Genomic DNA, 24,142 nt, shown 5'->3' with positions numbered 1-24,142 from the left:
GCGCGCGCCGCTTCTCGAAGCCGCTTGATCCCCACTAACCAGGTGTCCACGAAAGTGGGGCAACTCCAGCCAGACCGTACCGTTGAAGGGGAACCCCGCTCGATGGCCGAGGACGCCAATGCTCCAGACTGGGAGAACATGGCGGACTCCAAATGCGAGAAGTCGGGGGCCGAGGACGAGCGAGGCGCCGTGGGCGAGATCGAGGTGGAAGTCGAACTGGACGAGCCAGCAGTGTCGAGATCGCTCGACTCGGCTTCTCGGAAGGGGCTGGATAGTGAAGTCGCCACGAGCCGCGCTTGGTCGACATCCGATCCAATCACCTCACGAGTCGAATCCGTTTTACAGCGCCGCCTGAACCAATCGGGTCCGCTCGGGAACCGGAAGTTGAAAGAGATGGGGGGAGCGGACGCGGGCGTGCGGAGGATGATAGCGAGAGACCTGAACAACACCTGGCCGAACCTGAACCCGCCGTTCAACGAAGCGGACATCAGCGGCGACGATACGCTCAGCTCGATTTCCCGTGAGGTTCGGAGGAGACTGTGATCAGACCACTTGCTCTCGCGGTGCTGCCTCTGTCCTTGGCCGTTTCAGGTAGCGCGCAGACGAACCCCAACCTGGAACGCGTCGTCCGTCGCGCAGACCGCCAAGGAATCATCCTTCTGTTCAAGCTGGACGTACAGGGTGCGGAGGCGCCTCGCGCAGTGGGTAATTTCACTCTCACGGATATGACCACGGGAGCCGCAGTCCTGCTGAAGGACAGCAGCGTTGTGAGCCGAGAGGCGTGCCCCTTTCCTCCCGAGTACGAGGGGAGCCCGCGCGATCGCATCTGCCTTGAATTGAAGGCGCTGGGAAAGCTAGACGACACGCATCACTACGCACTGCTGACGGGTCCGGTGCAGCTCGACGGGGCGACTGTCCCTCGCACCCTGGCGGTGCTTGATCCGGTAGGAGGAGCAGTCCTCCCCATCACCACTGCGACTTCCCGGATCGAAGCCACCTACTCGGTGGATCTATCGACCGATACGCGGCCAGAGCCGCGGGTGACCATCAACGGGCGAACAGTGGATATCAAGGCACCGGAGGACACGCCGGACCGACCACGGTGCTATAACCGGGGTTCCTTCTCCTTCCGGTGTACGTTACGCTGGGCGGCGTCGAACGGTGATACTGTCCGGCTTACGCTGGTGGACGGTATCACGGGCCAAACCCTGCCTTATGGAACGATTCAGCCGACGGTAGTGAAGATCGAGGCACCCAAGCGAGCCGAAGATACCCGGTACTTCGATGCGACCGTGCTCCTGACGCGTCTCAATGGAGAGACGACCGGGAGCCTGAGTGCCCACACTCGCGACTTTCCATACCTGAAGGCGCCTCGCGGCAGAGCATCCCTCGCGCTGGCGCCGCACGTCGACGTGCTCCTCAACATGAAGACGGATGGTTCCGGCCGCATCAGCCTGGGGCCGCAGGCGCAACTCAGCCTCTTCGATGCTCCGCTGCCGTTGGTGGAGTTCCGAGTCACTCCCCGCTTCGAGACCGATGACAAGTTCGCGCGGCAGAACTGGATGTACTTGGACGCGGAGGCGCGGTTCTATATCCCATGGCTCTACGTGGGGAACCTGCCGGTGCTAGGGGGCTCATACAACGTGTTCCTTCGCGCAGGGTACGAGCGCGGAAGCACCGGCCGGGGAAGCGGAGCGGTAAGCGTGGAGCGCAACAACCCGTCGCGCGGCACCCTGGGTGTGACGGGGAAGGCGACTTGGACCAACCGGGTCGGTCCATTCGCGGGCGGCATTGAGGTCAACACCGAGTTGAACCGGCTCTCGATTCGGCGCAACCCCGCATTTCCGGATCTCCCCACAGCGCATCCCCTGTTCTGGTCCGCAGGCGCTACGTTCAAGGTCAATCCGAACTTTGGGATTTCAGTGACGAGACGCTCGGGTCGCCAGCCGCCCCTGTTCAAGCACCTGAGCGGGTTCGATGTAGGCTTCACCGTGCTGCAGTAGAGCGCGTCCATCACAGCAAAGAGGGGGGTCGCGCTCCTCCGGTGGAGAGCCGCCCCGCTGGTGTTTACTGCCACCCCTCCATGCTGCCGCCGTACGTGAACCCGCTCTCCCGCTTCCGCACTGCGATACAGGCCAGCTTCCAACCCTTGAGCGAGTATCCTCGCTGCATCATCTCCCCACAGTACATGTGCCGCGAGACGAACTCGTCTCCCGTCTCCGGATCGGTCCAGAACAAGGAGAATGGCACCACGCTTGGCGGCAGCTTCTTTTTCACGCATCCCCGTCATCCCCTCCATGCGCACGAAGTTTCGCCTCGTGCACTTCCTCCTGAGCCGCGCCAACTCGGCGCCGTCTCCTTCGTACCACACCGACAGCTTCGCCCGGTTCACCGCGCGTGGCCGCGTTCGATTCAGGAAATCGCGGAGCGCTGGTTGCGACATGCTCACCTCAGCGGTGACCGGGCGCAGGCTCTGTAATCGCCACAGAAATGGTTCGGGTCGCGGTGCGGCGTGCCGCCCGGCCAGCACCCCCGCAACATTCCGGGCGTGGCAGAGGAGACCGGCGTCTCCGTGGCGGCACTGAACGGGATCGTGGCCGGCGTGGACCTGATCGGCCGCGCGACATGGGAACCCCTGACTCAGCTCGCCATCGCACAAGGACGCAAGGCGCCGCACCCGGCCATCATCGGGCTGGCGCTCGCGGTGGCGGACCTGCCGCGCGAGTATCGGAGGGATGCCCTCCGGCGAGATACGCCGCCGGGATCAGGTGTGACGCCGAACCGTCTCGGCGAGATCGCGGACCAAGCGGAGAGTGTGCGAGGATCGCGTCGATCACTGATCGTGCCCAGGCAATGGGGATAATCCAAGTTCCCTCAGGAACACGTTGTGCTTCGCCGTTGCCTCCCGGATCTGGTTTTCGATCTCGACGAGCTCCTTGTGGATGGCCGACAGATCGACCTCGACTCCCGCCTCGGCCGTGCTGACGTAGCGAGAGATGTTCAGGTTGAAGTCGTTGGCCTCGATTTCGGCCATCTCCACCCGCCGCGCGTACCGCTCGACCGGCTTCTCCGGCCGTTGCTTGTAGGTGTCGATGATCCTCTTTATCTGCTCTTCCGAGAGGTAGTTCTGTCGCTTGCCCTTCTCGAACTCCGCGGCGGCATTGATGAACAGGACGTCATCGGGCTTCTTGCACTTCTTCAGGACGAGGATGCAGACCGGGATGCCGGTTGAATAGAAGAGGTTCGCCGGAAGGCCGATGACGGTGTCAATGTGCCCGTCTTCGAGGAGCTTGCGGCGGATCTTCGCTTCCGCCCCGCCCCGGAAGAGTACGCCGTGCGGCAGGATGATGGCCATCACGCCTTCATCCTTGAGGTAGTGGAAGCCGTGCAGAAGGAACGCGAAGTCCGCCGCCGACTTCGGGGCCAGCCCATAGTTCTTGAAGCGCACGTCCTCGCCCAACGCCTCGTTCGGATCCCAACGTAAGCTGAACGGCGGGTTGGCGACCACGGCGTCGAAGCGGGGTTTCTTCGCCGGGTTCATCTCGCGGAGCATGTCCCACTCGTTCGTCAGTGTGTCGCCGTGGTAGATCTCGAACTCTGAATCCTTCACCCCGTGCAGCAGCATGTTCATCCGCGCCAGGTTGTACGTGGTGATGTTCTTCTCCTGCCCGTAGATCTTTCCGATGCCGTGCGGCCCCATGCGCTTGCGAACGTTCAGCAGAAGCGAGCCCGAGCCGCAGGCGAAGTCCATCACGCTGGCAAGGTAATCCCGCTTCCCGGTCTTCGGCTCCTGGCTGTCGAGCGTGACGATGGCGGAGAGGATGTCCGAGATCTGCTGCGGCGTGTAGAACTCACCGGCCTTTTTGCCCGAGCCGGCGGCGAACTGGCCAATCAGGTACTCGTAGGCGTCGCCCAGTGTGTCGCTGTCCGTCGAGAACGCTGCCAAGCCCTCGGCGATCTTGGTGATGATCGTGCAGAGCTTGGTGTTCCGGTCCGCGTAGGTCTTGCCGAGCTTCTCGGAGCCGAGGTTGATCTCCGAGAACAGTCCCGAGAACGTGCTCTGGAACGACTCGGTTTCGATGTACTTAAAGCCGGCCTGGAGCGTGCTGAGCAGCTCGCCGTCCTGAGTGCGCGCCATGTGGGCGATGCTGGCCCAGAGGTGCTCGGGGCGGATGACGTAATGCGCTTTGAGCCGCATCTGCTTCTCGAACGCGGCCACATCGTCGGTATTCGCCGCGTACCAGACCGACAGCGGCGACCGGCCACCGTTGCCGATGGTGTCCGGGTTGGGGTAGTCGCGCCCGAGTTCCTTTTTCGCGGCCTGCTCGTAGTTGTCCGAGAGGTACCGGAGGAACAGGAACGCGAGCATGTAATCGCGGAAGTCGTCCGCGTTCATCGCCCCGCGGAGCTGGTCCGCGATGGCCCAGAGCGTCCTGCCTAGCTGTTTCTGGTTGTTCTCGGTCATCGTGCTTCCGGAGGTGGTGCGGGCTCGGGTACAAGTTCACGGTTAAATGGGTGCCGATCCACGAATCCCCTCAGAATGGTTAGAAAGTAGTCCTTCGTTTCATCGCCCATCTCTGCTGGCTCGTACATCGAGTACTTGCCGTGGCTCAGGAGATCGACGAACCGCTGGTGCAGGATGCCGTCCGCATCGTCCGCAACCTCCTTGATGCACGCCGAGAAATGGCGGTGGCCGAGAAACAAGGCGGTCTTCTCAAGAATGCTACGCAAAATGTTGAAGTGAAACGTTTTGGCCTGACCGCTCTGCGCCACGCGCCAGAGGTCCTCCAACGCGGCGACATGGTAGAACTGCGGTGTATCGCTTTTCTGTTCGGCAAGCAGGTAGCCGTTTGTCTGGCGATTCCGCTTCAGAATGTACTGCAGCGGACCACCCACATGGCTCTTCAGCTCATAGTGCAGGACGTTGAAGAAAAGCGCATGGTGGGTGGACACCACCGTCTTGATCGGGCGCTGTGCCTCGCGGTAGAGCTGGACGAGGTGGTTGCCAATGACGATCGCGTTGTGTTCATCAAGAGACGAAATGGGATCGTCGATGTAAACGTGTTCTACCCACGCGTATGCTTCCGCCCCGTCGAGCGCTAGCTGAAGAACCGAGAGGAAGAAGCACCAGATGAAGATGTTCTCCTCGCCGCGCGAGATCTTGATTCCGTCCACCTCGTCCGTCCGGGCCTCGTCGCCCTCGCCGCTTAGGACACTGCGGGAGAAGGTCACTTCCGCGCTGGTGATCTTGCCGGTATGCTCGTCGAACTCAAAGTTGATCCTGAAGTCGAAGTCCGCGTAGCGGTCCAGCAGCGGGCGGATCCGGGTCTCGATCTCCAACTCGTTGAGCCCGACGAAGAAACGGGACGCCGCGTTAAGCTTCAGCGTGCGATGCTCATCCTTCTCCAGGTCGTTGTCCCATGAGAAGAGGTCCTCGGTGAAGGCATTGAAGTAAAGCGTGTCCTGGCTCTGAACCTCGCCGTTCTCATCCACCACCTTCCCAATGTCTTTGAAGGCCGTAGACAGGCGTGTCTTGCCGGTTCCGTTGAAGGCGTACAACAGGATGAACGGACTCTTGCTGGGCTTCTTCTCGGCTTTGTCGGCAAGTACTGATCGCAGGTGCCTGGCGAGTTCGGGAAGATCGGCGTAGCTGGTCTCGCTCACCGTGACTCCTCCTCCAGGCTCGGGAAGAGCTGTTGCAACAGGCCCTGCTTTTGGGCCTCCAAACCCTCTACCTTCCGCGATTGCGCGGTCACCATTTCGTCCAGCGAAGAAAGGATTGCGGCGATTCGATTCTGCTCGGCGGGTTCGGGAAACGCCAACTCAAATGTCGCTAGCTCGTCCGTGTTGAGCTTTCCCGTGCCGTGTCCGGCAATGTCCACCATCTTAAGCAAGCGTTGCTTGTTTCCCAGCAACGCGAAAGCTAGGAAGAGTCCGTTTACATCGATCTTGGGCCGGAGCGCCTTCACATCTTGGTTGAAGCTCATTTCTCGGCGGATCACGCAGATTGGTACGTCCTTGAGCAAAGTCATCCCGCGCGTCAGCAATAGGAGCGTACCCGCTGGCACTAACCTAGCACCGTTTTCGACAGCTGCGACCGAAATGTGATCTTCTGTCTCCTCTAAGAACAACCGCTTCATGTCCTTAGCGGACACCCACGGGATTGAGCCGTTCCAGAATGCGGGATCCGCCTTGGAGGGAGTGCCGCCCGATTGGATGAGAACAAGCTCTTCTAAATTCCTTGTTTCCCATTCCGTCGCGTCGCGGAACTCCGGGAGGCGCAGCCGCGGCACTGTTTCGCCGGGCTGGGGAAAGAGCTGCTGCATCAGCCCGTGCCTGTGCTGCCTCAGGGCTTTGAGCTTCCGCCCCTCCGCCGCGATCAGGGCGTCCAGCGAGCCGAGGCAGTCAACGATCTTCTGCTGCTCACCTGACTTCGGATCGGGAAAGCAAACGACCTTGTCCTTCAACGCGGAGAAATGCCGTTTGTACTCTTCCATCACCACTGGTCGGTACGTCAGCTGGTGATAGAGGTACACGGTCGACACCCGTCTCCTTGCCGTGAGAATCTTGATGCCATCCGCCCCCTGGGCGAATGGCCGATTGACAAACTTCAGGACGCAGGTGTGATCGCCGAAGACAATGACCGGAAGAGGCCTCGTGATGATAGCTTCCTCGTCGTTCGTCCACCCGCAGATGTAGCTCTGCGACTGGTCGATGATCGGAAACCGACCATCCGCCAAGTATGTGGAAGTCGTCAGCTTTTTGGGTGGAGTGATCGTCTCCACGAGATCAGAAACCTTGGCGTGGTCCCATCCAGGGCCTTGTGCGAATTCCGGAAATCGGCGCTGCGGCACCAAGAGCGATGGCTTGTCGGCGGTCATCGCGCCCCCCCATGCTCGTAGGCGTTGAGCCCCGAGATGTCCCGACCGTGGGCACGCCTGTTCAGGAGGGGGACGAGGTCGGCCATGAGAGCGAGTTCCCGCTCGCGGCGTTCGCGCCAGCCCAGGCCGAGCGGCTCCACCAGGTCGGTGAGTTGCTCTCCGTCGAAGATCATGCGCTGGAGGATGGTTTCCACGAAGGATGAAAGCGACTCGGTCGTCAGGCCATGGGCCTGGGCAAGATCCTCGATCTCCCTGGCCTGCTTCTCGGCCTTGAATCGCTCGTAGCCGGCGCGGATCGCGGCCTCGTCGAGGCCTTCGCCCTCTTTGAGCGAACGGACGTACTCGGTAATCTCCTTCCGCTCATCGAGGAACTTGGCGTCGGATTGGATCAGCCCAATGAGCTGCTCGCGGCTGATCGTGAGCTTCTTCGGGTCCTGCCCCGAGAACCTGGCGATCAGCTTCATAATGTAGTCGTAATCGATGACGGCGGAAGCGAAGAGGACGAACTCGAAATCGAGCTGGTCGACCTCTGGGTTGACCGGCTCGCCGTCTCCGCCGGGCGTGCCCTGCTGCTCCTTGAGACGCTGGGCGGTTTCCAGGTAGACGCCGCGGAAGGCGCGAAGGTCGTCCCTTGAGAGAGCCTGCTCGACCCGCTCTCGCTGCTCGTCGGTGAGGTCGGTGTACTGGTCGAGCTGGGTCTGAAGGCGCTGGACCTCCTTGAACCGCTTGATGAACTGCGCGCGGGCGTCGTCGCCCTTCAGGTTGTTGACCTGATCGGGTTTGGCTTGGAGGCCCTGCGACTTCATGAACTCTCCGAGGTCGGCGACGGCCTTCTCGAACTCATCGATCACGACGGGGGCCTTGTCTACCAGCCAGATTTTCCGGGCCCGGTCGGCATGGCCTCCCGAGAACAGAGCGATGGCGGCGTCGACGTTGTCCTGCTGCTGGCGGAAGTCGAGGATTTGGCCAAACGGCTTGGTGGCGTTGAGAACGCGGTTGGTGCGGCTGAAAGCCTGGATCAGGCCGTGGTGCTTGAGGTTCTTGTCAACGTAGAGCGTGTTCAGGTACGTGGCGTCGAAGCCGGTGAGGAGCATGTCGACTACGATGGTGATGTCGATCTTCTCGGCGCCCTTGCGAGGCAGGTCGCGGTTGGGAAACTGCTGGTCTTTGATCCGCTGCTGGACGTCCTGGTAGTAGAGATCGAAGTTGTTGATGTCGTGGTTGGTGCCGTACTGCTTGTTGTAGTCGGCGATGATGGCCTTGAGCGCGGTCTTCTTGCCCTCCGGATCGTGCCGGTTGTCCTCCTTCTCCTGAGGGAGGTCCTCCTGGATCTGCTGGACGTCCCTATTGCCCTCTGCGGGCGGCGAGAAGACGGCGGCGATCTTGAGAGGGACGAACTCGGCGTCGGCAGCCTGGCGTTCAGCCTGGAGCCGTTTTAAGACCTCGTAGTACTCGATCGCGTCGTTGATCGAGGCGGTAGCAAGCAAGGCGTTGAAGCGTCGGCCGCCGGTCGCGGCGTCGTGCTTGTCGAGGATGGCCTGGGCGACTGCCTGCTTCGCGAGAGTCTGGCCTGGCTTCAGGGCGGGGGCGTCCTTGGGCTTGTAGTAATCGACGTGGAAGCGGAGGACGTTGCGGTCCTCGATTGCGTGGGTGATGGTGTAGGCGTGAAGCTCCTTCTGAAAGAGGTCTCTCGTGGTTCGCAGGGTGGCGACGTCGCCCTCGATGCGCCGTACGGTGGCATTCTCCTGGAAGATCGGGGTGCCGGTGAAGCCGAAGAGCTGCGAGTTGGGGAAGAACTCCTTGATTGCCGTGTGGTTCTCGCCGAACTGCGAGCGGTGGCACTCGTCGAAGATGAAGACCATCCGCTTATCGCGGAGCGGCTCAAGCCTCTGCTTGAACGTCGCCCCTCCCTGAGCGAGGTTCTGCCTGTGGTGCTCGTCGAGTGCGAGCCCGAGCTTCTGGATGGTGGTGACAATCACCTTATCCGCGTAATCGTCGGACAGGAGGCGGCGGACGAGCGTAGCGGTGTTCGTGTTCTCCTCGACACTGTTCTCCTGGAACCGGTTGAACTCCTCACGAGTCTGGCGGTCTAGATCCTTACGATCGACGACGAAGAGGCACTTGTGGATGCTCTCGTTGGTCTTCAGGAGCGTCGAGGCCTTGAAGGAGGTGAGCGTCTTGCCCGAGCCGGTCGTGTGCCAGATGTAGCCGTTTCCACAGTTCTGGTCGATGCAGTCGACGATTGCCTTCACGGCATAGATCTGGTACGGGCGCATCATCAGAAGCTTCTGCTCGCTGGCGATGAGCACCATGTACTTGCTGATCATCTGGCCAAGCGTGCACTTGGCGAGGAACCGATCGGCGAAGTCGTCAAGGTGCGTGATCTTGGTGTTGTCCTCGGCGGCGAACTGGTAGATCGGGAGGAACCGCTCGTCCGCGTCGAAGGCGAAGTGGCGGGCGTTGTTGTTGGCGAAGTACCACGTGTCCGTGCGGTTGCTCACGATAAACAACTGCACGAAGCAGAGAAGCGTATTCGTGTAGCCGTTGCCCGGGTCGTTCTTGTAGTTGACGATCTGCTCCATCGCCCGCCGGGGGCTGATCCCAAGCGTCTTGAGCTCAATCTGAACTACAGGTACGCCATTGATCAGGAGAATGACGTCGTAGCGATGATGGCTATCCTCCGTACTGATGCGGAGCTGATTGACGACCTCAAAGGTGTTCTTGCACCAGTCTTTGATGTTGACGATGGTGTAGTTGAGGGGTGTACCGTCGTCACGAACGAAGGCCTCCCGGTTCCGGAGAGAGCGGGCGGCTTGGTACACGTCTGGTGTGACGATCCCGTCGAGGAGTCGTCGGAACTCTCCATCGGTGAGGTTGACGCGATTGAGAGCCTCGAACTTTTCTCTGAAGTTCGCTTCAAGCGAGGATTGGTCGCGGATGTCGGCGCGATAGTCGAACTTCAAACCGACGAGCCTGTCGATAAGCGACTGTTCCAGTTGCTTTTCGGGTGTGATCATTGCCACCCAGCGGAGTCAGTTCTCACGGCTCCTGAAGAAAGCTTCCCACTGCCCGGTGTCAGGCCGCGGAGGGCGTCGGCCGCCTTTGAGAGGATCGCGGTGCGGGCGAGGTCAGTGTTGTTTGTCTCAGTGGTCGTCATCAGAGCTCCAACGTTGTGTCGGCTTCGTGCCGTTGGTGAAGGCACGCAGCCCCATCGGCGTGAGCGGGATCGCGCGCGCCGCTCCGCGCAGCGACCCACGCTCCACTGCGTCCTGCGCCGCCTTCCGCAGGATGTGCACGGGCACGTCAGGCGCGTCCACCGCACCCGTCGAGTCGGTGCGGAACCTGGCGCGGTTGCGGCGAAGCGCTACCCAAAGAAATATCGGATCTTGATCTTGTCCTTCGTCGTGATGACGTACCGCACCAGCCCGGGTGCGAGCCTCAGCTGGAGCGGCGAGAGGATTTCGCGGATCCGTGGCCCTTCGGCCTTTGCGAGTTCCCACACCGCGTCCGTTGTTGCCTCTACGCGCTGCATCGCCTCTCCCGCATCGTAGCTGTCCCCGAGTCCGTCGAGGTATGTCGCCAAACCGGCCCAAGCCGAGTCGGCACGGGCGCGGTATGCCACGCTCGCCTCCGTGAGCGCCCCTACCTGCTGCCGCGAGAGCAGAAGCGAGTCGCTCTGTTCGATCAGCGCGTCATAGATGTTCGGCACCGTGAGCGCGTAGCGCTTCCGCAGCGAGTCTGCACTGAGAAGGGTGCCGGGGTGCCCTGCGCGGCCCGGGCGCAGGAGAATGCCGAGCTGCTGCACCGGTAGCGGCTTCCCAAGGTCGACGTGAGCCTCGATGGAAATCCGGAAGGGATTCCCCAGCCCCACCGGAACGCGCCCGAACCTCGGATTTACCTCGTAGCGGAACTGCCGGGCGGCTGCATCGAACGATCTGGGCGTATAAAGCACCTGATCGGCCAGCCCGCCATCTCCCCAGCCGTGCAGACCGTCCTCCGCATGGACCAGGTGGTCCAGTGCGCCGAGCGGGTTCGCCACATTCAGGGCGAAGTCCACACGGTTGCCCAGGTGCAGCACTTGGCTCGAAAACGAGAGCCGTGCATTGGTCGACGCGGTCCACGGACCCGTGCAGCTGTTTCGGCCTACGATGCGGTTCACTTGGCGCGCGAGGCAATCCCGCACACGCGACGGCCCTGCCGCCAGCAGCGCCGATAGCCCCGGCGCCAGGTCGCCCGCAGCCGGGACAGACGGGTCGAAGACGAATGCGCGGTCGTTCACGTATCCGTCGCCGTTCACGTCACCACCGACGAGCGGCGTGTAGGGGAGCCCCGACGTGAGCCGCCCGAAGAACGTCAGCGTCACACCCTTCGCCGTGACTCCCGCTTGGACGAGCACTTGGTGCCGGGCATCCAGGTTTCCCCGGGCCCATTCCACTGCGGCGGGATCGCCAGAGGCCGCTCCGTCGAACCCACGCGCCTGCGCCCGGGTCCCCGCGAGAGTATACGCGACGCTCAGATGAACGCGGCCGGGGAGCAGGTCCGGGACCGCGGTGAGCGTCAGCTGCCGGCTCACGGAACGGAGGTCGGAGACATAATTAACCACCGCGCCGAAGTCCGCCACCCGCCGTGAGCCTGCGAGCGAAAGCGCGCCGGAGCGGGGATCAATGCTCGCCGGGCCCACGTAGACGGGCCGCCCACCTTCGCCCGGGAGGCGGAACTGTGGCGCCCCGGTGAAGTTAAGGTCAACGATGCCCGGCTGGTTCAGATTGAGCGAGTAGATCCCCTCGACCGAGAAGATCACCTGTTTGAAGGACGAAACCCAGGCCAGGTTGCCGCGCCAGCTCCGCGCAGCCGTGTAGCCGCGGTCATACAGCTGGACCATGGGTGCGGACTCGACCAGTCCTCCGGCTGCGCCGCCCCCCGTGCACTCTTGCGGAACGGCGGCCGGGTCGGCGGAATATGCCGCCCAGTCCGGTGTGGGCGCCGCAGCGCCGACGCAGCGCAACACGAGCGTTGAGCCGGGCAGGCCTGTCGCGCCGGCAGCATCGGCGAGCAACGCGGGAGCGAGGAGGTTGCGGAACTCGCCGATCCCGCCGCGGATCACGCCGGAGGGTCCCCGGTAGAAGGAGCCGAACGCGTTGGCGGTCATCATCGTGTACGGGTTCGTGCGCGATCCTCCGTACCGCCAGGTAAAGCCGATGCGCGGGCTCACGTGAAGCGTGTTCGGCGCGTGGTCCGTCCGTGCTCCGAACGCCGCGTCCACCGCCGGGTTGTAGCTGGGCGCGGCGGTGAAGCGGTTACCTTCGATCCGGACCCCGTCGAGCAGCTGGAGCGTCGCCCATGGCCGCCAGAGGTCGCTGAACGACAGCGCCCCGCTCCACTCACCGCCCTCATGGTCCACGACGCCGAAGGTCCGTGTGAAGGTGGCGGGCCGGTTCGCGGCGAGGTCGGCCAGGGAGCTGAACGTGAACGTGCCCAGGCGGTCCGCCTGCGGCGACAGCGAGTAGCCGTCCAGGCGGCTCTCCCCCGTCAGCTTGAGACGGTGCGGCCGGCCGGGCGTGTACCACTGCGTTTCATTCACCGTCTCCCACGTCCAGTCGCGCCGGCGGCCCGCGAAGGCGCTGTTCCCCCCGAACTGAAGCCAGACCAGAGATCCGTTGCCGGCTTCACCGGAGGAGGACGCGACGAGCACCTGGCCGCCCGGCAGCCGCAGGTACGGCGTCGTACGAACCGAGTTGAGCGAGAAGGCCGTGCGGGTGTCGTTCAGGTAGTCTTTCCCGAAGTAGCCCGAGCGAGCGGCCTGGAGGCTGAACAGAGACGACGCCTGCTGCCCCCCAAACCCCGGGGTGACAGTCGGGGCGATTGCGAGGGCGCCCGAGTGGGCGAGCTTCCCGTACCCGGTGATGGACCAGGTTGTCCGGGCGTAGGGGGTGTGGTCGATACGGAAGATGAACGAGCCCTCGTCGCCGACTTTGCTCGTTCCCGCTCGTGGCGCCAGCGCCGGAATGCCCGAGCCGCCGAGAACGGCAAGAAAGCGGGTAACGGAGTCCGTGGCGAGCCCGATGCCGCCGAACGCCGCCGGCGGCGCATCGAGGATCGAAAGGCGGTCCGCCGCGCGACGCGAGTACTGCACCCCGACATTGTAGAAAAGCTTGTTCTCCACGATCGGCCCGTCGCCGCCGGCGCTCACCTCGATCGCGGTGAACCGCTGGTCCAGCCCCGGGGCGAACGTACCCGGCGCCTGAAGCGGTCGCGCGTCAAGGACGACGTGGGCGCGGCGGAAGTCGAACGCGCTTCCGGAACCCAGCTCCAGCGCCACCTGAGCCGCACTGAACCCGCCGCGGGCGGGATCGTAGGTGGAGGTCGAGGCCCGTACGCGGGTCCGCGCGTCGCGCGGGACGTCTCCGCCAGCGAACGCCATCCCGTTCAGGGTCGTGTTGCTCTGCTCGGGTCCGAGCCCCAGGACCGACAGCCCGCCCCCGGACAGGTTCATCCCTGGCGTGGTCGCGGCGATTGCCGCGAGGTCGCCCTCCTGGTCCGGCGAGAGCGCGCCGTTCACGGGGTCCGCCAGCCGTTCCGAGGCACCGGTCTCGGTTCCGAACTCCGGGCCGCGGTCCGGCTTCGGGCGCGTCGCCGTGACCTGCACGGTTGCGAGCGTGTAGCTGAGCGGCGCCAGCCGGATCTCGACCTCGAACTCCGTCTCGTCCTTCTGGCGCGTCAGCCGCCGCACGAACGGGCGCCGGTCCGGCGCCGTGGCGTGGAGGAGGTAGTCGCCGGTGCCATATTCGAAGCGGATCGTGAAGGTTCCGTCCGGCCCGCTGCGCGTCTGCTGCGTTAGGCGGTCCGGCGCCCGCGTCGCTGAGATATCCGCCCCCGCGATCGCGGTCCCGCTGTCCGTGAGGACCCGCCCGCGGATCACGTCGGCACGCGCCTGTGCACGGCTCGTTAACGGTACGATGGAAAGGGCGACGGCCAGCGCGAGCAGCACCGGGCGCATGCGGAACGACTGATGTGGGACCGGGGAGCGGCGGAACAAGATCATCTACGACTCGGGGCGGGGTAGCGCGTCAGAGCAGAAGGTTGAGGCGAGAGGCGGACCGGGGTACGCCTGGAGTGGCAGCGTGCTGCCATCACAGCCGGGCCAGCACACGGCCGAGCAGCTCCTTTGCCAATTCGTCCGCCGCAGGCCCGGCCGCGTACACTCCGACTTCGACGTGCAGGCCATTCTTCACGCCTTCGATGGCGTGCACCTCGCGAATGCCGGCGGCGGGCCGCGGCGGCTGCGGGGTACGTCGCCCCGCGGTGCTGCGGCGGGCACCCGCCGGAGTGACGGTCAGAACGACGCGGCGGCCGCCGCCAAGGTCGTACTCGCAGCCCCCGTCGAACTTTCGGGCGAGCACGCGGGCCGGGGCTCCGGGCCGATCGGCCGCCGCCGAGGCGACCTCGTCACCCGGCAGCAGCCCGCACCGGTCCACCTCGTGCCGGGCCCGCTCACCGCGGCAGGAAACGACGGCGCCACACAGGAGCAGCGCGGCGGCCAGCCGCGCGGAACACAGACACGAGGTCATCCGGAGATTGTCGCTGGAAGAGTGTGGGAAACCAACGATATCCATCCAGCCGTTCTGCGGCAACCACGGCCAGCCCGCCATTGCAGAAAAACGTCGCCGCCCTGATCTTTGAAGGACTCCCAGCATATCTACCAGCCGTACTCCACCGCGCCACCTCCCGCGGTTCCGACGCATGCTCGAGAGATGAAGAGCTGTTTTTTCCTCGCCGCGGCTGTGCTCGCGGTGTGCAGCCGAACCCTCGCCGCACAAGTAAGCGGGACGGTCGTCGATTCTGCGGGTACGCCGGTTTCCGCGGCCAAGGTGGAGGTCTGGAGCGCCCTGCGCCGGAGCGCGGCGACCACCTCGGACCCGTCAGGCCGCTTCTCCTTCGGGGCTCCCGAGGTTTCGGACGCAACCGGCCTCGTGGTGAGCCGGGTAGGATACCAGACCCGGGCCGTACCGCTCACCGGCGCCGACACGGCCTTGCGGGTACGGCTCCAGGCCGCCCCGGTGATGCTGGCGGGGATCACCTCCGCGACGCAACCCCGCGATCCGTGCCCGAACCGCGAAGACCCGCGCGCCCGCTCGTTCTGGGAATCGGTCCGGGCGAAATACCCCGCCGTGCCCGACACGCTGGTGTTCCACTCGCTGGGAACGATCCGGTCGCAGCAGCAGGATGCGTCGTCCATTGGAGAGTTCGGAGACGAGCGCGGAAGCCGCCAGTGGACCGCCGCGACGAACGACGCCTGGCCGGTGTGGAGGCGCCTGATCGGCTCTTCCGGCTACGCGATGCCGCAGGCGCAGTCGGTGCAGCCCCGGTATGCGTACTGGCGGTACGTCCCGCTGGAGGACGGCTTCTCGCAGCATTTCGTAGAGGAGCAGTTCGGAGCGCTGCACACCCTCAGCATCGCGAACTCGTCCGGCGGCTACACGACGCTCGCGTTCTGTCCGCGCGCCGGACCGCGCCGTTCGGAGGTGAGCGGAACCCTCACCGTGTCACCGGAAGGCTTCCTGGTTCGTGGTACCTGGCGGTACCGCACCCCATCGCCGCGCGAGGATGCCGGAGCGGAAGTCGACTTCGTGCCTCCGGTGGCCACCCGGCAGAGCCTCCTGCTGGTCCAGTCGTATCTCTTCTGGCGTCGCGTGCAGCCGCGGCGATACTACGTCGAAGCCGTGGAATACGAAGAATGGCGGCTCTACCCGGGCGCGAATCCGCCGCCGGTGCCGGCCGACCTCTACGCCCGTCCCGTTCGGGCGGGACGCCACTGAACGCGAGATGCCAGGTTGTCGTGATCCGTGGCGGGGTCGTCCGGGTTTGCATTATACTCGTGTGGCTGGTCCCTCCTCACCTCCTACCCCAAGGAAATCCATGAAGAAGCTGCTGCTCCTCGTGTGTAGCGCGGTCACGTTCGGGGGAAGCTACGTGCTGCTCTCGCCGCCCGCTTCCGCGCAGACCCCGATTTCGCCGTGCACTCCGCCGAAGGGCGCGGAGAACTGCAAGATGACGTCGTGCTCCTGCAGCAACGGATGGTGCACCAGCACCTGGGTGTGCCCCTGACGCGACCACCCGCCGGTGCCGGCGCGGAAAACCCCGCCGGCACCCCTGCGCCTCTGCCGCTCCCGTCACGCGCTCCGCTACGTCTCCAGCGCCGTCCACATGAAGAAAGAAGCAGTTCTGAACGCCGCCGTCGTCGTGATGATGGTCTGCGCCGTCACGGTCACGGCGCTCGTTGTCCGGAGGGAAATCTTTCCTCCCGCTGCGGCAGCGACCCCTGCGAATCCCGTACGCGTCGGTGACTGGCGCAGTTTCGCGGAAGGCGGGCAGAAGACCGGCAACCCGGCGGCGCCCGTCACCGTGGTCGAGTTCGCCGATTTCCAGTGCCCTGCCTGCCGCAAATTCGCCGATCAGGTGCATCAGGCGGAGCTGAGACACCCGGGCAAGATCCTGGTTGTCTACCGGCACTACCCCCTGCAGGCGATCCATCCGTATGCGATGGCGGCGGCCAACGCCGCGGAATGCGCCGCCGAGCAGGGGCGGTTCGCCGAGTTTCACGATGTTCTGTTCGCTTCCCAGGATTCGATCGGCCGCACACCGTGGGTTCAATTTGCCCGGGCCGCAGCGGTCCCGGATACGGCTCGATTCACGCAATGCGTCGATCAGCGCAGGTACCAGGCACGGATACAGGCGGACATCTCCGCCGGCCGCCAGCTCAAGGTCGACGGAACTCCGACTGTGGTCGTGAACGGGTTGCAGTTCACCGGGGTGGGAAGCGACGAGGATTTCGAGTCGCTCATTGTGAAACTGCTTGATTGATCGTGCGAAGTGCGGCGCCAGATGGCTCGCGAGGACCGGTCACGCGCGGCGCCATAGTTGCCCGCGCTCAAAGCGGGGCTGGTCGAGCGGGTGAGGATTGCGAACCCGGATCATCGCGCGCACGGATGCCGTTGCTCCGGATCTCGGAGCAGGGCACCACGTGCTGGTCCCCCAGGGGAAATGCGGTACGCCCGACGATCTCGAGTTCGGAGAGGTCTCCGAACTGCAAAACGCCGGTGACGTTCTCCCGCCCCACGGTGACTACGGCGCGCACCAGATCGGCGGGCGAAAAGGTGAGGATCCGGTTCCCGGCATGAAGCCGCCGGTCGGAGCCACTGAGTCCCTCGGGGCGGTATGTAATGCGCATTCTTCAGGAAAAACTGGGCGGCGTCATGCGTCGAGCATCACTTTCTTCTTCAGCCCGTTGAGTCTGTCCCATCCGAGCTTCTCCCGCTTCTGAAGTTGGCCCACAACGATTCCGGGCGCGATCCCGATTGCCTGGGCAAACGACTCAACTGAGCGCCGCGTGAAGTTGCCTGTGGCGAGAAAACGGGACATCCGTTCGATGGGGACCAGGAAATCCGTTGCGAAGTCGTTAGCCTCCATTTCCCTGAGGTCCTGATCATCGCCTGTTTGCTCAAGACATTCGACGAATATTTCATTCCGACCATGGAAGACGACGTGTGCAGCCTCGTGGTAGAACGTAAACCAGAAGTGATCATCCGATCTATAACGGCAACTTAGCTGAATGATGGCTTTCTCCAAGGTCAACCAACGAGTTGCTCCACTGATTCCGGTATTCGGCAATGCTGCAACGAAGACGACTGCAACACCGGCGCTGGAGCAGCGATCGGCTATGGCAGTCAAGTAGTGCTCGGGTTCTTGAACAGTCAGCTTTCTCAGTTCGTGCAAGGCATCCATGAAAGCGTCCCGGTTATATGGAGCGCATTCGATACGGTCAGCCAGAAGCACGCCGATCCTGAGCCATGCCGCCACAGCCGCCGGATCCGCATCGACGTGAACTGACTTTCGGAACTGCACGGCAGTGCGGGCACACTGCAGTTGCCATTGTGCAACCGAGTTAGCGCCAAAGAAACGCAGTATCTCGGCGAGTTGCGCCGCACCGTCGCGTATCCGCTTGATCCATCCACGTTTCGCGAGCTCCTTGACCGGAACGGACTCGATCGACAGCTCCTGCATGCGCGCGAGCACCTGCAGTTGTTCGAGTCGGAGCCGCTCGACGAGCCCGAGTCCGTCCCGTTCAACCTCGCCGTAGTCAAGGCCGGCCTCTCTCAGCACCTGACGCCGGGAGATAGGGTCCTCTGCCACTCCGCTTGCCAACGCGGAGAAGAAAGCATCCATTTGGTCTTCGTTATTGCGCGTCATTGCGATCTCTTCATCCAGGGTTCCGGCCCTTCCCGTGGATTCGCTCCAGCCTCCGCATCAGCTTTCGCTCCGACGTGTATACCTTCTTCACGTCTACCCCCAGCTTGGCCGCGATTTCCCGCGGCTTCATCCCGTCGCGCAGCAGTTCGCCGAGTTGCCGCAGTTCAACATCATCTCCGCTCGCCATATCGACGGACTTCCAGAATTCCTCGATCCAGGCCGAGCGCTCCTGGACCGACTCGTCCCGCGGATCGGTCGCGGCTCCAAGGCGAACGAGGTCACCCTCGTCCGCCGCAGCGACCTGGAGCCGGTTTGTCCGGGAGCGTGCCAGCGCGTAGAGGGCGCTGTCGATGCGGCTGGTGAGATGATCGAACAGCCTGGGGTGCTTCTCACGGTTCCAATGGTGCTCACCGGAGAAGAGCTTCGTGATGACGTGCTCGACAACGTCCTGAGGGTCGTTGCCATTGGGGAGGTTGAGGTCTCCTCTTGCCCATCGGAACCGCTTCGCACGCACGATGGTGTACGCGGTGAGCTGGGGGATCAAGCCCTTCCAGTCCTGCGATGCGAGTTCCGTGACGAGTTCGGCGTGATCCACGATAGGTAGGGCGGGCCCGGTTCGGGCGGGCATGGTGCCAGCGCCCCGTGGTACTCTGCTGAGGCAGGCACCGAATTCGTCACGTGACGAATTCTTCCGGGTGTTTGGCTAGGTAAGGTGACGGAGTGCGCGACGCGAGGGTTGGGCAGGCGGCAAGTATAGACCGCCGGTCGATCGTACGAAAGTACCCGCAAGGCGCGGCACCCTGATCCGCTTCTCTGCGACTGCCGTGGAGCGGTGACAGCCAGGCGATGTCGATCGCCAGCCTTCCAAACCCGCGCGGCCGAGCCGCTGCGCCCCTAAAGCTGCGGGAGTAGAGAGATGAAGCCTGAGAAGCTGGAACTTACGGTGGTAGTGAACGGCACGCCTACGCAGCTCGAAACTCCCGCACAGGCCGAACTGCGGAGTGTGGTAACCCGTGCGCTGGCGCAGACGAAGAACTCCGGCCAGCCCTTCGAGAATTGGGAGCTGCGCGACGTGAACGGCCAAGCGCTCGATCTTGGAAAGAAGGTCGGGCAGATCAACTTTGCGTCTGGCTCGACGCTCTTCCTCAGCCTCCGCGCCGGCGTTGGCGGCTGAGGATGTGGTGACGGCTCCTGGAGGGGAACTGTTGGCGGACCCGGCGGTCTCGCGCGCCAAGTTCGCGCGAGAGATCGCCGATTTCCGCACGGTGGAATCCGAATACCGCCGCCGGGGCATCCTTCTGCTCGGAGCGGAGTTCCCAACCGTGTCCCTGGCGTTCGCCGCGGCGCAGATCGCGCCGTCGCCGATGGTGTTTGGTGCCGATCTCGACTTCACCAACTACGACCTGCTTCCGCCGGCCGTGACACTGGTGAATCCATTCACGCGTGAGCCCTACCGGGCGCGTGAGCTTCCAACAGACCTGCCCCGCCTGGCGAGGGTGAATGGAAAGCCGGTGCGTCGCGAAGAAGTGGACAAGCTCCTGGCGAAGCACCGGGGCAATATCCCTAAGCATCTGGGCATGCTCAGACAGCGGCTGCTGGTCTGGCACGATCCGGATCAGGTTCCGTTTCTCTGCTTGCCCGGGGTCCGGGCCTACCATGAGCACCCCGAGCACTCGGGCGATTCCTGGCTCCTCCACCGGACGAGCGGAGCGGGGCGGCTTGCGACGATCATCGAGCATCTGTACCGCTTCGGCGTGCTCACTGTTCGCGGCTACGCCTTTGACGTGAACATCCAGATCGGACCGGGCCCGACGAAGCAGCCTCAAGCTCAAGCGCAGGTGCACCTGCGCGGCCTTCAGATCGTACCCGGTGGGGAATGACTGACCTGTTGACCGTCCGTCGGGTTCTGCTTCCGCGCGAGCTCGCCGACGCCACCCGCGACAGCCTCAGGGTCGCGGGTGAACAGGGCTGTGAAGGGATGGCGCTCTGGGCTGGCGTACAGGATGGGGAGCGGTTCGATATCCACGCGATGATCGTCCCCGAACAAAAGGCTGCGCGGGGTAGTGGGGGGCTCCTGGTGGCAGTCGGCGCGGACGAGCTCTTCCGTTTGAACCGTTGGCTCTTCGAGCACCGCCTGCGCCTGATTGCGCAGATACATAGCCACCCAACCGAGGCCTATCACTCGGAGACGGATGACGCGTTTCCGATCATGGCGCAGGCCGGGGGATTTTCGCTCGTCCTCCCCGACTTTGCCGCGCGCGGGTTCGATCTGGAAGATGTTGCAGTTTACAGGCTCAGCGAGGATCGGGGCTGGGTGCTGCAGACGCGCGACGAGGTTCTGCGGACGTTCATTATCACCGAGGTGTGACCGTGGCGCTCGCGAGGTACTTCGACAAGGCGATACTCGCCGGGTCGTCCGTGTTGCAGGGCTTCGATCCAGCGGCGTTCACGAAGACTCTCGAGTCGCACGTGATCGGCATCGCGTGGGACGGCCCCGCAGCGGAGTCGCAGGAGGGGCGGACGGCGCTCGCGCTGATCGTGGAACTGCTTGCACGCCTCTATCCGGTCCTTGCCTTCGCACAGGATGATGGGGAGACGAGTGCGTTCGCGGCCTCGTTGATCGCCCGCGCGCGTGCGATCAACGAGAGGCTCGACCTGGCCGAGCCGGCGGCCGCCATGGTCTGGGTCTGCGTGGGACAGGGCGCTGCACCGGCGAACGATGCTCTGGCCCTTCACGTCGGCAGCGACGGCTGGATCGCGCGCTTCTCTTCCCGTGGGCCGGTGCCGGTCGGATCCTCCCCGAACCCGTTCGGCGCGGCGGCCGCGGCGTGCCTTGGTGCCGCCAACGTCTTCCGGTACGTATTCGGCGACCAGCTTGTCGCCGGCGATCTCGACGGAGACGTGCAGATTTCGGTTCTCACGCTGGACCCGTTGGAGGCGGAACCAACGAATCCCACCCTCCCCCCGGTGGATTTTGGCGAGGCGTTTCTGGTCGGCGCGGGCGCGATCGGAAGCGCGACCGTGTGGACGCTCACCCGCGTGCCCGCCCTCGCCGGAACGCTGCACGTTGTCGACGGGGAGAAGCTGGATCTGAGCAATGTCCAGCGTTATGTGGGGTCGTCAGAGGCCGAGATCGGAACGGTGAAGGTTGAACTGGCGGCCCGGGCGCTCGCGAATACCGGGCTTCGCGTCGAGCCGGCGGCGATGCGCTGGGGCGAGTTCCTGAAGCGGCGCGGGGACTGGGGGCTTGAGAGTGTCCTCGTTGCGCTTGATAGCGCCGAGGACAGGATCTTGGTGCAGGGTGCGCTGCCCCGCTGGATCGCCAACGCGTGGACGCAGCCCGGCGACATCGGCGTATCGCGTCACGACTTCGACGACGAGCGGGCCTGCCTTGCCTGCCTCTACACGCCGAAGGCGGTGCAGCCCCACCTCCGGGATAAGGTGGCAGAGGACCTCAAGCTCACGACGGTGGAGGCGAAGGCTCGGGTGAGTAATCTCCTCTACAATGGGGACGCGGTAGGCGAGGAGTTCTTGAGAGAGGTGGCTACGGCGATGAACATGGACGTGCAGCCCCTGCTTCCGTTCGCCGACAAGCCGCTGATCGAGTTCTACCATGTCGCCGTGTGTGGAGGTCTGATCCTGAGCCTCGGCGGTGGGAGCGACGCGTCCCGCGCTGAGGTCCCTCTCGCGTTTCAATCGGCGATGGCGGGGGTTCTCCTGGCTGCTGAGTTGGTCGCGCACGCGGGCGGCCTGCGATCGGTGCCCCTCGCAGTGACAACGAAGATCAACCTTCTGCGGCCTCTCGGCTCGGTGCTGTGCCTCCCTCACGGAAAGGCGCCGGGTTGTATCTGTGGTGATGAGGACTACCTCGCTGCGTATCGGACAAAGTACGAACATGTTCACGGGAGCGGGGATGCCAGCCTCCGCGCCACACGGGAAGGCCCTGCACTTCTCTGATTTACCATCCAGCAACCGTCACATGGCCAATGTGGGCAGACAACGAAACCACGACGGATCTCCTGAACGTCCGCCACCTCGTTCAGGTCATCTCGGACACGATCCAGACCGAACGTCTTCTTCCGTTGACGATCGGTGTCTATGGCGGCTGGGGAAGCGGGAAGTCGAGCCTTGTGCACATGGTGCGGGCCGATCTGGAGCGAAAAGAGGGAATCGTCTGCATCTCGTTCAACGGTTGGCTTTTCGAAAGCTATGAGGACGCGAAGTCTGCCCTGATGGGCACGATCCTGGACGAGATCCGCACTCGGAGGACGCTGGGTGCGAAAGCGCAGGCTCTCCTCGGAAAGCTGAGTGCGCGCGTAGACTGGTTCCGCGTGATGTCGCTCGCGGGCAAGGGAGCCCTCACGCTGGCGCTGGGCGGGGTTCCGGGCGCGCTTACCGGCCTGCAGGTGACCGGTGCCGCGATGAAGTCGCTCGCGCGAAAAGCCGGAGAGAAAGCCGTGGCGGCCGACCCCGAGAAGCTCGAGGGTCTGGTCCGTCAGAAAGATGAACCGGATACGGAGGAGCCGGTCCACGCGATCCGCACTTTCCGGGAGGACTTCGTCGAACTGCTCGAAGAGACCAAGATCAAGACGCTGGTGGTCTTCATCGACGAGCTGGACCGGTGCATTCCCGAGACGGTGGTGCAGACGCTCGAGGCGATCCGCCTATTTCTCTTCGCGGAGCGGACCGCGTTCGTAATCGGCGCGGACGAGCGACTTGTCCAGCACGCGGTTCGCCAGCGGTTCAAGCTCGAGGGAATGGATCCGCAGATCGGGGCGGACTACCTGGAGAAGATGATCCAGATTCCGTTCCGCATCCCGCCTCTCGGCCGCCGGGAGATCCACACCTACATGAATCTCCTGTTCACGGAACTGCACTGTGATGCGGGTGCGTTCCGCGACTTGGTGGAGGAATTGGATGTTCGGGAGCGGGGGCCATTCGGAGAGTTGACGTTCTCGTTCGAAGACGCACGTGAGCTCCTCCGCCCGCTTCCCCCGGAGCTGGGCGACAGCTTCGCACTGACGGAGCAGCTCGCCGACACGCTCGCCCAAGGACTCGCGGGGAACCCGCGCCAGACTAAGCGGTTCCTCAACGCGCTGCTCCTGCGGATCCGCCTCGCGGAACTACGTAAGATCGAGCTGGGGCGTCGCGTCCTTGGGAAGCTGATGCTGCTTGAGTACTTCCGCCCGGAGCACTTCCGGATTCTGGCAGGGTGGCAAGGGCGCCAGGCGGGCACGCCGGAGGAGATTGCGGCCCTGGAAGCCGCGTTGAAGACACCAGCCCCGGCACCGGCTGTGGAGGCCAACGCTGCCATGCTCCCGGTGGACGCGAGGGCGCCACGAACCAAATCCGGCCCCAAGCGAGCAGCAGCCGATGCGGAGGATGGTAAGGCGGGTGCCGCGGCGGGCGTGCCCGAGCACGCAAGGGATTGGTTGGAGGACAGTTGGTTAAAGAGCTGGCTCACTCTCGAGCCGGAGCTTGGGGGCGTAGATCTGCGTCCGTACTTCTACGTCGCCCGCGACAAGATCGGGCACACGGAGAACGCGCTCCTTCAGCTCAGTCCAGGAGCGACCGAGACTCTGCGCCAGCTTCGAAGCCCGTCGGAAGCTCTCCGAAGCGCCGGCCAGACGAGGCTGAAGGAGCTCTCCGCGGGCGAAGCGGTTGGCATCCTCCAGGAGCTCGCGACGCAGGCGCGGCAGACGGAGCAACTCGGGGGCGCGAACGATCCTCCACTGGTTTCTTTGTTCCTGCTGGCGGAAGCGCGGCCGGAACTCGGGGGGGAGGTGGTCGCGATGTTCCGGGGGATGTCGGAGACGCAGATCCCGGTGGGCGTGATTCCCCGTCTCATGTACAGTACGAAGGGTCAGTCCGGTGAGGCACAGGCCCGGGCTCTCTTCGAGCAGTGGTCCAGATCGACCGTGAACGTACGTCTTGCCCGCGCTGCGGAATTGCAGCTGAAGAAGTAGCCTTTTCCAGGGGATCCTGAACATTGGGTACTTCGAAACCATACGGCG

General features: G+C 64.0%; 20 protein-coding genes. 11 read left to right on the top strand and 9 right to left on the bottom strand.

Features of this window, described 5'->3' with window-relative positions; genetic code table 11:
* From VLK66_RS05475 to VLK66_RS05465, 3 genes are all read left to right on the top strand, one after another.
* The coding region (locus VLK66_RS05475; RefSeq protein WP_325308372.1) for a hypothetical protein at positions 1 to 543 on the top strand (543 nt) is incomplete at its 5' end.
* A complete protein-coding gene (locus tag VLK66_RS05470) occupies positions 540 to 2,003 on the top strand; it encodes a hypothetical protein (RefSeq protein ID WP_325308371.1) in 1,464 nt (487 codons plus the stop codon). The genes VLK66_RS05475 and VLK66_RS05470, both read left to right, overlap by 4 nt.
* 569 nt (positions 2,004 to 2,572) lie before the next feature.
* Positions 2,573 to 2,863 (top strand): hypothetical protein, encoded by a 291-nt coding sequence (locus VLK66_RS05465; RefSeq protein ID WP_325308370.1) that lies wholly within the window; start codon positions 2,573 to 2,575, stop codon positions 2,861 to 2,863.
* On the opposite strand, the gene VLK66_RS05460 is transcribed toward VLK66_RS05465, so the two are convergent.
* The 6 genes from VLK66_RS05460 to VLK66_RS05435 form a co-directional block, all read right to left on the bottom strand.
* On the bottom strand, positions 2,834 to 4,465 hold the full coding sequence (locus tag VLK66_RS05460) for a type I restriction-modification system subunit M (RefSeq protein ID WP_325308369.1): 1,632 nt from the start codon (positions 4,463 to 4,465) through the stop codon (positions 2,834 to 2,836). The genes VLK66_RS05465 and VLK66_RS05460 overlap by 30 nt on opposite strands.
* On the bottom strand, positions 4,462 to 5,664 hold the full coding sequence (locus tag VLK66_RS05455; protein ID WP_325308368.1) for an AAA family ATPase: 1,203 nt from the start codon (positions 5,662 to 5,664) through the stop codon (positions 4,462 to 4,464). The genes VLK66_RS05460 and VLK66_RS05455 overlap by 4 nt, the downstream gene beginning before the upstream one ends.
* On the bottom strand, positions 5,661 to 6,881 hold the full coding sequence (locus tag VLK66_RS05450) for a restriction endonuclease subunit S (RefSeq protein ID WP_325308367.1): 1,221 nt from the start codon (positions 6,879 to 6,881) through the stop codon (positions 5,661 to 5,663). The genes VLK66_RS05455 and VLK66_RS05450 overlap by 4 nt, the downstream gene beginning before the upstream one ends.
* Complete coding sequence (locus VLK66_RS05445) at positions 6,878 to 9,898, bottom strand: type I restriction endonuclease subunit R (protein WP_325308366.1); 3,021 nt, start codon at positions 9,896 to 9,898, stop codon at positions 6,878 to 6,880. The genes VLK66_RS05450 and VLK66_RS05445 overlap by 4 nt, the downstream gene beginning before the upstream one ends.
* Positions 9,899 to 10,245: 347 nt before the next feature.
* Positions 10,246 to 13,923 carry a carboxypeptidase-like regulatory domain-containing protein gene (locus tag VLK66_RS05440; RefSeq protein ID WP_325308365.1) on the bottom strand — a complete coding sequence of 1,226 codons (3,678 nt, stop codon included), beginning with the start codon at positions 13,921 to 13,923 and terminating at the stop codon, positions 10,246 to 10,248.
* An 88-nt stretch (positions 13,924 to 14,011) separates the two neighbouring features.
* On the bottom strand, positions 14,012 to 14,530 hold the full coding sequence (locus VLK66_RS05435; protein ID WP_325308364.1) for a hypothetical protein: 519 nt from the start codon (positions 14,528 to 14,530) through the stop codon (positions 14,012 to 14,014).
* A 102-nt stretch (positions 14,531 to 14,632) separates the two neighbouring features.
* On the opposite strand from VLK66_RS05435, the gene VLK66_RS05430 reads away from it, so the two are divergent.
* The 3 genes from VLK66_RS05430 to VLK66_RS05420 all read left to right on the top strand — a co-directional run bounded on the left by VLK66_RS05430 (position 14,633) and on the right by VLK66_RS05420 (position 16,742).
* Positions 14,633 to 15,697, top strand: coding sequence for a carboxypeptidase-like regulatory domain-containing protein (locus VLK66_RS05430; RefSeq protein ID WP_325308363.1), 1,065 nt, complete (start codon positions 14,633 to 14,635; stop codon positions 15,695 to 15,697).
* Between the two features lie 100 nt (positions 15,698 to 15,797).
* Complete coding sequence (locus tag VLK66_RS05425) at positions 15,798 to 15,986, top strand: hypothetical protein (RefSeq protein WP_325308362.1); 189 nt, start codon at positions 15,798 to 15,800, stop codon at positions 15,984 to 15,986.
* Between the two features lie 99 nt (positions 15,987 to 16,085).
* A complete protein-coding gene (locus VLK66_RS05420) occupies positions 16,086 to 16,742 on the top strand; it encodes a DsbA family protein (RefSeq protein WP_325308361.1) in 657 nt (218 codons plus the stop codon).
* Positions 16,743 to 16,809: 67 nt separating this feature from the next.
* On the opposite strand, the gene VLK66_RS05415 is transcribed toward VLK66_RS05420, so the two are convergent.
* From VLK66_RS05415 to VLK66_RS05405, 3 genes are read right to left on the bottom strand one after another with little or no spacing between them, the layout of a single operon-like run.
* Positions 16,810 to 17,109, bottom strand: a complete 300-nt coding sequence (locus VLK66_RS05415) for a hypothetical protein (protein WP_325308360.1) — start codon at positions 17,107 to 17,109, stop codon at positions 16,810 to 16,812.
* 23 nt (positions 17,110 to 17,132) lie between these two features.
* Entirely contained in the window at positions 17,133 to 18,128 is a 996-nt protein-coding gene (locus tag VLK66_RS05410; RefSeq protein ID WP_325308359.1) for an ImmA/IrrE family metallo-endopeptidase, read from the bottom strand.
* A 10-nt stretch (positions 18,129 to 18,138) separates the two neighbouring features.
* Complete coding sequence (locus tag VLK66_RS05405; protein ID WP_325308358.1) at positions 18,139 to 18,756, bottom strand: hypothetical protein; 618 nt, start codon at positions 18,754 to 18,756, stop codon at positions 18,139 to 18,141.
* A 288-nt stretch (positions 18,757 to 19,044) separates the two neighbouring features.
* Here VLK66_RS05405 and VLK66_RS05400 point away from each other — a divergent pair, with 288 nt between their 5' ends.
* From VLK66_RS05400 to VLK66_RS05380, 5 genes are read left to right on the top strand one after another with little or no spacing between them, the layout of a single operon-like run.
* Positions 19,045 to 19,302, top strand: a complete 258-nt coding sequence (locus VLK66_RS05400; RefSeq protein WP_325308357.1) for a DUF2604 domain-containing protein — start codon at positions 19,045 to 19,047, stop codon at positions 19,300 to 19,302.
* A 31-nt stretch (positions 19,303 to 19,333) separates the two neighbouring features.
* Positions 19,334 to 20,008 (top strand): putative metal-binding protein, encoded by a 675-nt coding sequence (locus VLK66_RS05395; RefSeq protein WP_325308356.1) that lies wholly within the window; start codon positions 19,334 to 19,336, stop codon positions 20,006 to 20,008.
* Entirely contained in the window at positions 20,005 to 20,496 is a 492-nt protein-coding gene (locus VLK66_RS05390) for a Mov34/MPN/PAD-1 family protein (RefSeq protein ID WP_325308355.1), read from the top strand. The genes VLK66_RS05395 and VLK66_RS05390 overlap by 4 nt, the downstream gene beginning before the upstream one ends.
* The gene (locus VLK66_RS05385) at positions 20,493 to 22,085 is read left to right on the top strand and encodes an E2 ligase fold family C protein (RefSeq protein WP_325308354.1); all 1,593 of its coding nucleotides are present in this window, start codon (positions 20,493 to 20,495) and stop codon (positions 22,083 to 22,085) included. The genes VLK66_RS05390 and VLK66_RS05385 overlap by 4 nt, the downstream gene beginning before the upstream one ends.
* A 29-nt stretch (positions 22,086 to 22,114) precedes the next feature.
* Entirely contained in the window at positions 22,115 to 24,094 is a 1,980-nt protein-coding gene (locus VLK66_RS05380; protein ID WP_325308353.1) for a KAP family P-loop NTPase fold protein, read from the top strand.
* Positions 24,095 to 24,142 lie beyond the last annotated feature (48 nt).

Origin of the sequence: Longimicrobium sp., assembly GCF_035474595.1 — a bacterium.
Lineage (GTDB): Bacteria > Gemmatimonadota > Gemmatimonadetes > Longimicrobiales > Longimicrobiaceae > Longimicrobium.
The sequence above is the reverse complement of the archived record's forward strand: the minus strand, read 5'-3'. Positions and strand labels throughout refer to the sequence as shown.

What these genes read in the sequence shown, in the direction of transcription:
- VLK66_RS05460 (WP_325308369.1), bottom strand. Translation starts at nt 4,465, where the DNA reads ATGACCGAGAACAACCAGAAACAGCTAGGCAGGACGCTCTGGGCCATC.
- VLK66_RS05450 (WP_325308367.1), bottom strand. Translation starts at nt 6,881, where the DNA reads ATGACCGCCGACAAGCCATCGCTCTTGGTGCCGCAGCGCCGATTTCCG.
- VLK66_RS05445 (WP_325308366.1), bottom strand. Translation starts at nt 9,898, where the DNA reads ATGATCACACCCGAAAAGCAACTGGAACAGTCGCTTATCGACAGGCTC.
- VLK66_RS05440 (WP_325308365.1), bottom strand. Translation starts at nt 13,923, where the DNA reads ATGATCTTGTTCCGCCGCTCCCCGGTCCCACATCAGTCGTTCCGCATG.
- VLK66_RS05435 (WP_325308364.1), bottom strand. Translation starts at nt 14,530, where the DNA reads ATGGCGGGCTGGCCGTGGTTGCCGCAGAACGGCTGGATGGATATCGTT.
- VLK66_RS05430 (WP_325308363.1), top strand. Translation starts at nt 14,633, where the DNA reads ATGAAGAGCTGTTTTTTCCTCGCCGCGGCTGTGCTCGCGGTGTGCAGC.
- VLK66_RS05425 (WP_325308362.1), top strand. Translation starts at nt 15,798, where the DNA reads ATGAAGAAGCTGCTGCTCCTCGTGTGTAGCGCGGTCACGTTCGGGGGA.
- VLK66_RS05420 (WP_325308361.1), top strand. Translation starts at nt 16,086, where the DNA reads ATGAAGAAAGAAGCAGTTCTGAACGCCGCCGTCGTCGTGATGATGGTC.
- VLK66_RS05415 (WP_325308360.1), bottom strand. Translation starts at nt 17,109, where the DNA reads ATGCGCATTACATACCGCCCCGAGGGACTCAGTGGCTCCGACCGGCGG.
- VLK66_RS05410 (WP_325308359.1), bottom strand. Translation starts at nt 18,128, where the DNA reads ATGACGCGCAATAACGAAGACCAAATGGATGCTTTCTTCTCCGCGTTG.
- VLK66_RS05405 (WP_325308358.1), bottom strand. Translation starts at nt 18,756, where the DNA reads ATGCCCGCCCGAACCGGGCCCGCCCTACCTATCGTGGATCACGCCGAA.
- VLK66_RS05400 (WP_325308357.1), top strand. Translation starts at nt 19,045, where the DNA reads ATGAAGCCTGAGAAGCTGGAACTTACGGTGGTAGTGAACGGCACGCCT.
- VLK66_RS05390 (WP_325308355.1), top strand. Translation starts at nt 20,005, where the DNA reads ATGACTGACCTGTTGACCGTCCGTCGGGTTCTGCTTCCGCGCGAGCTC.
- VLK66_RS05380 (WP_325308353.1), top strand. Translation starts at nt 22,115, where the DNA reads ATGTGGGCAGACAACGAAACCACGACGGATCTCCTGAACGTCCGCCAC.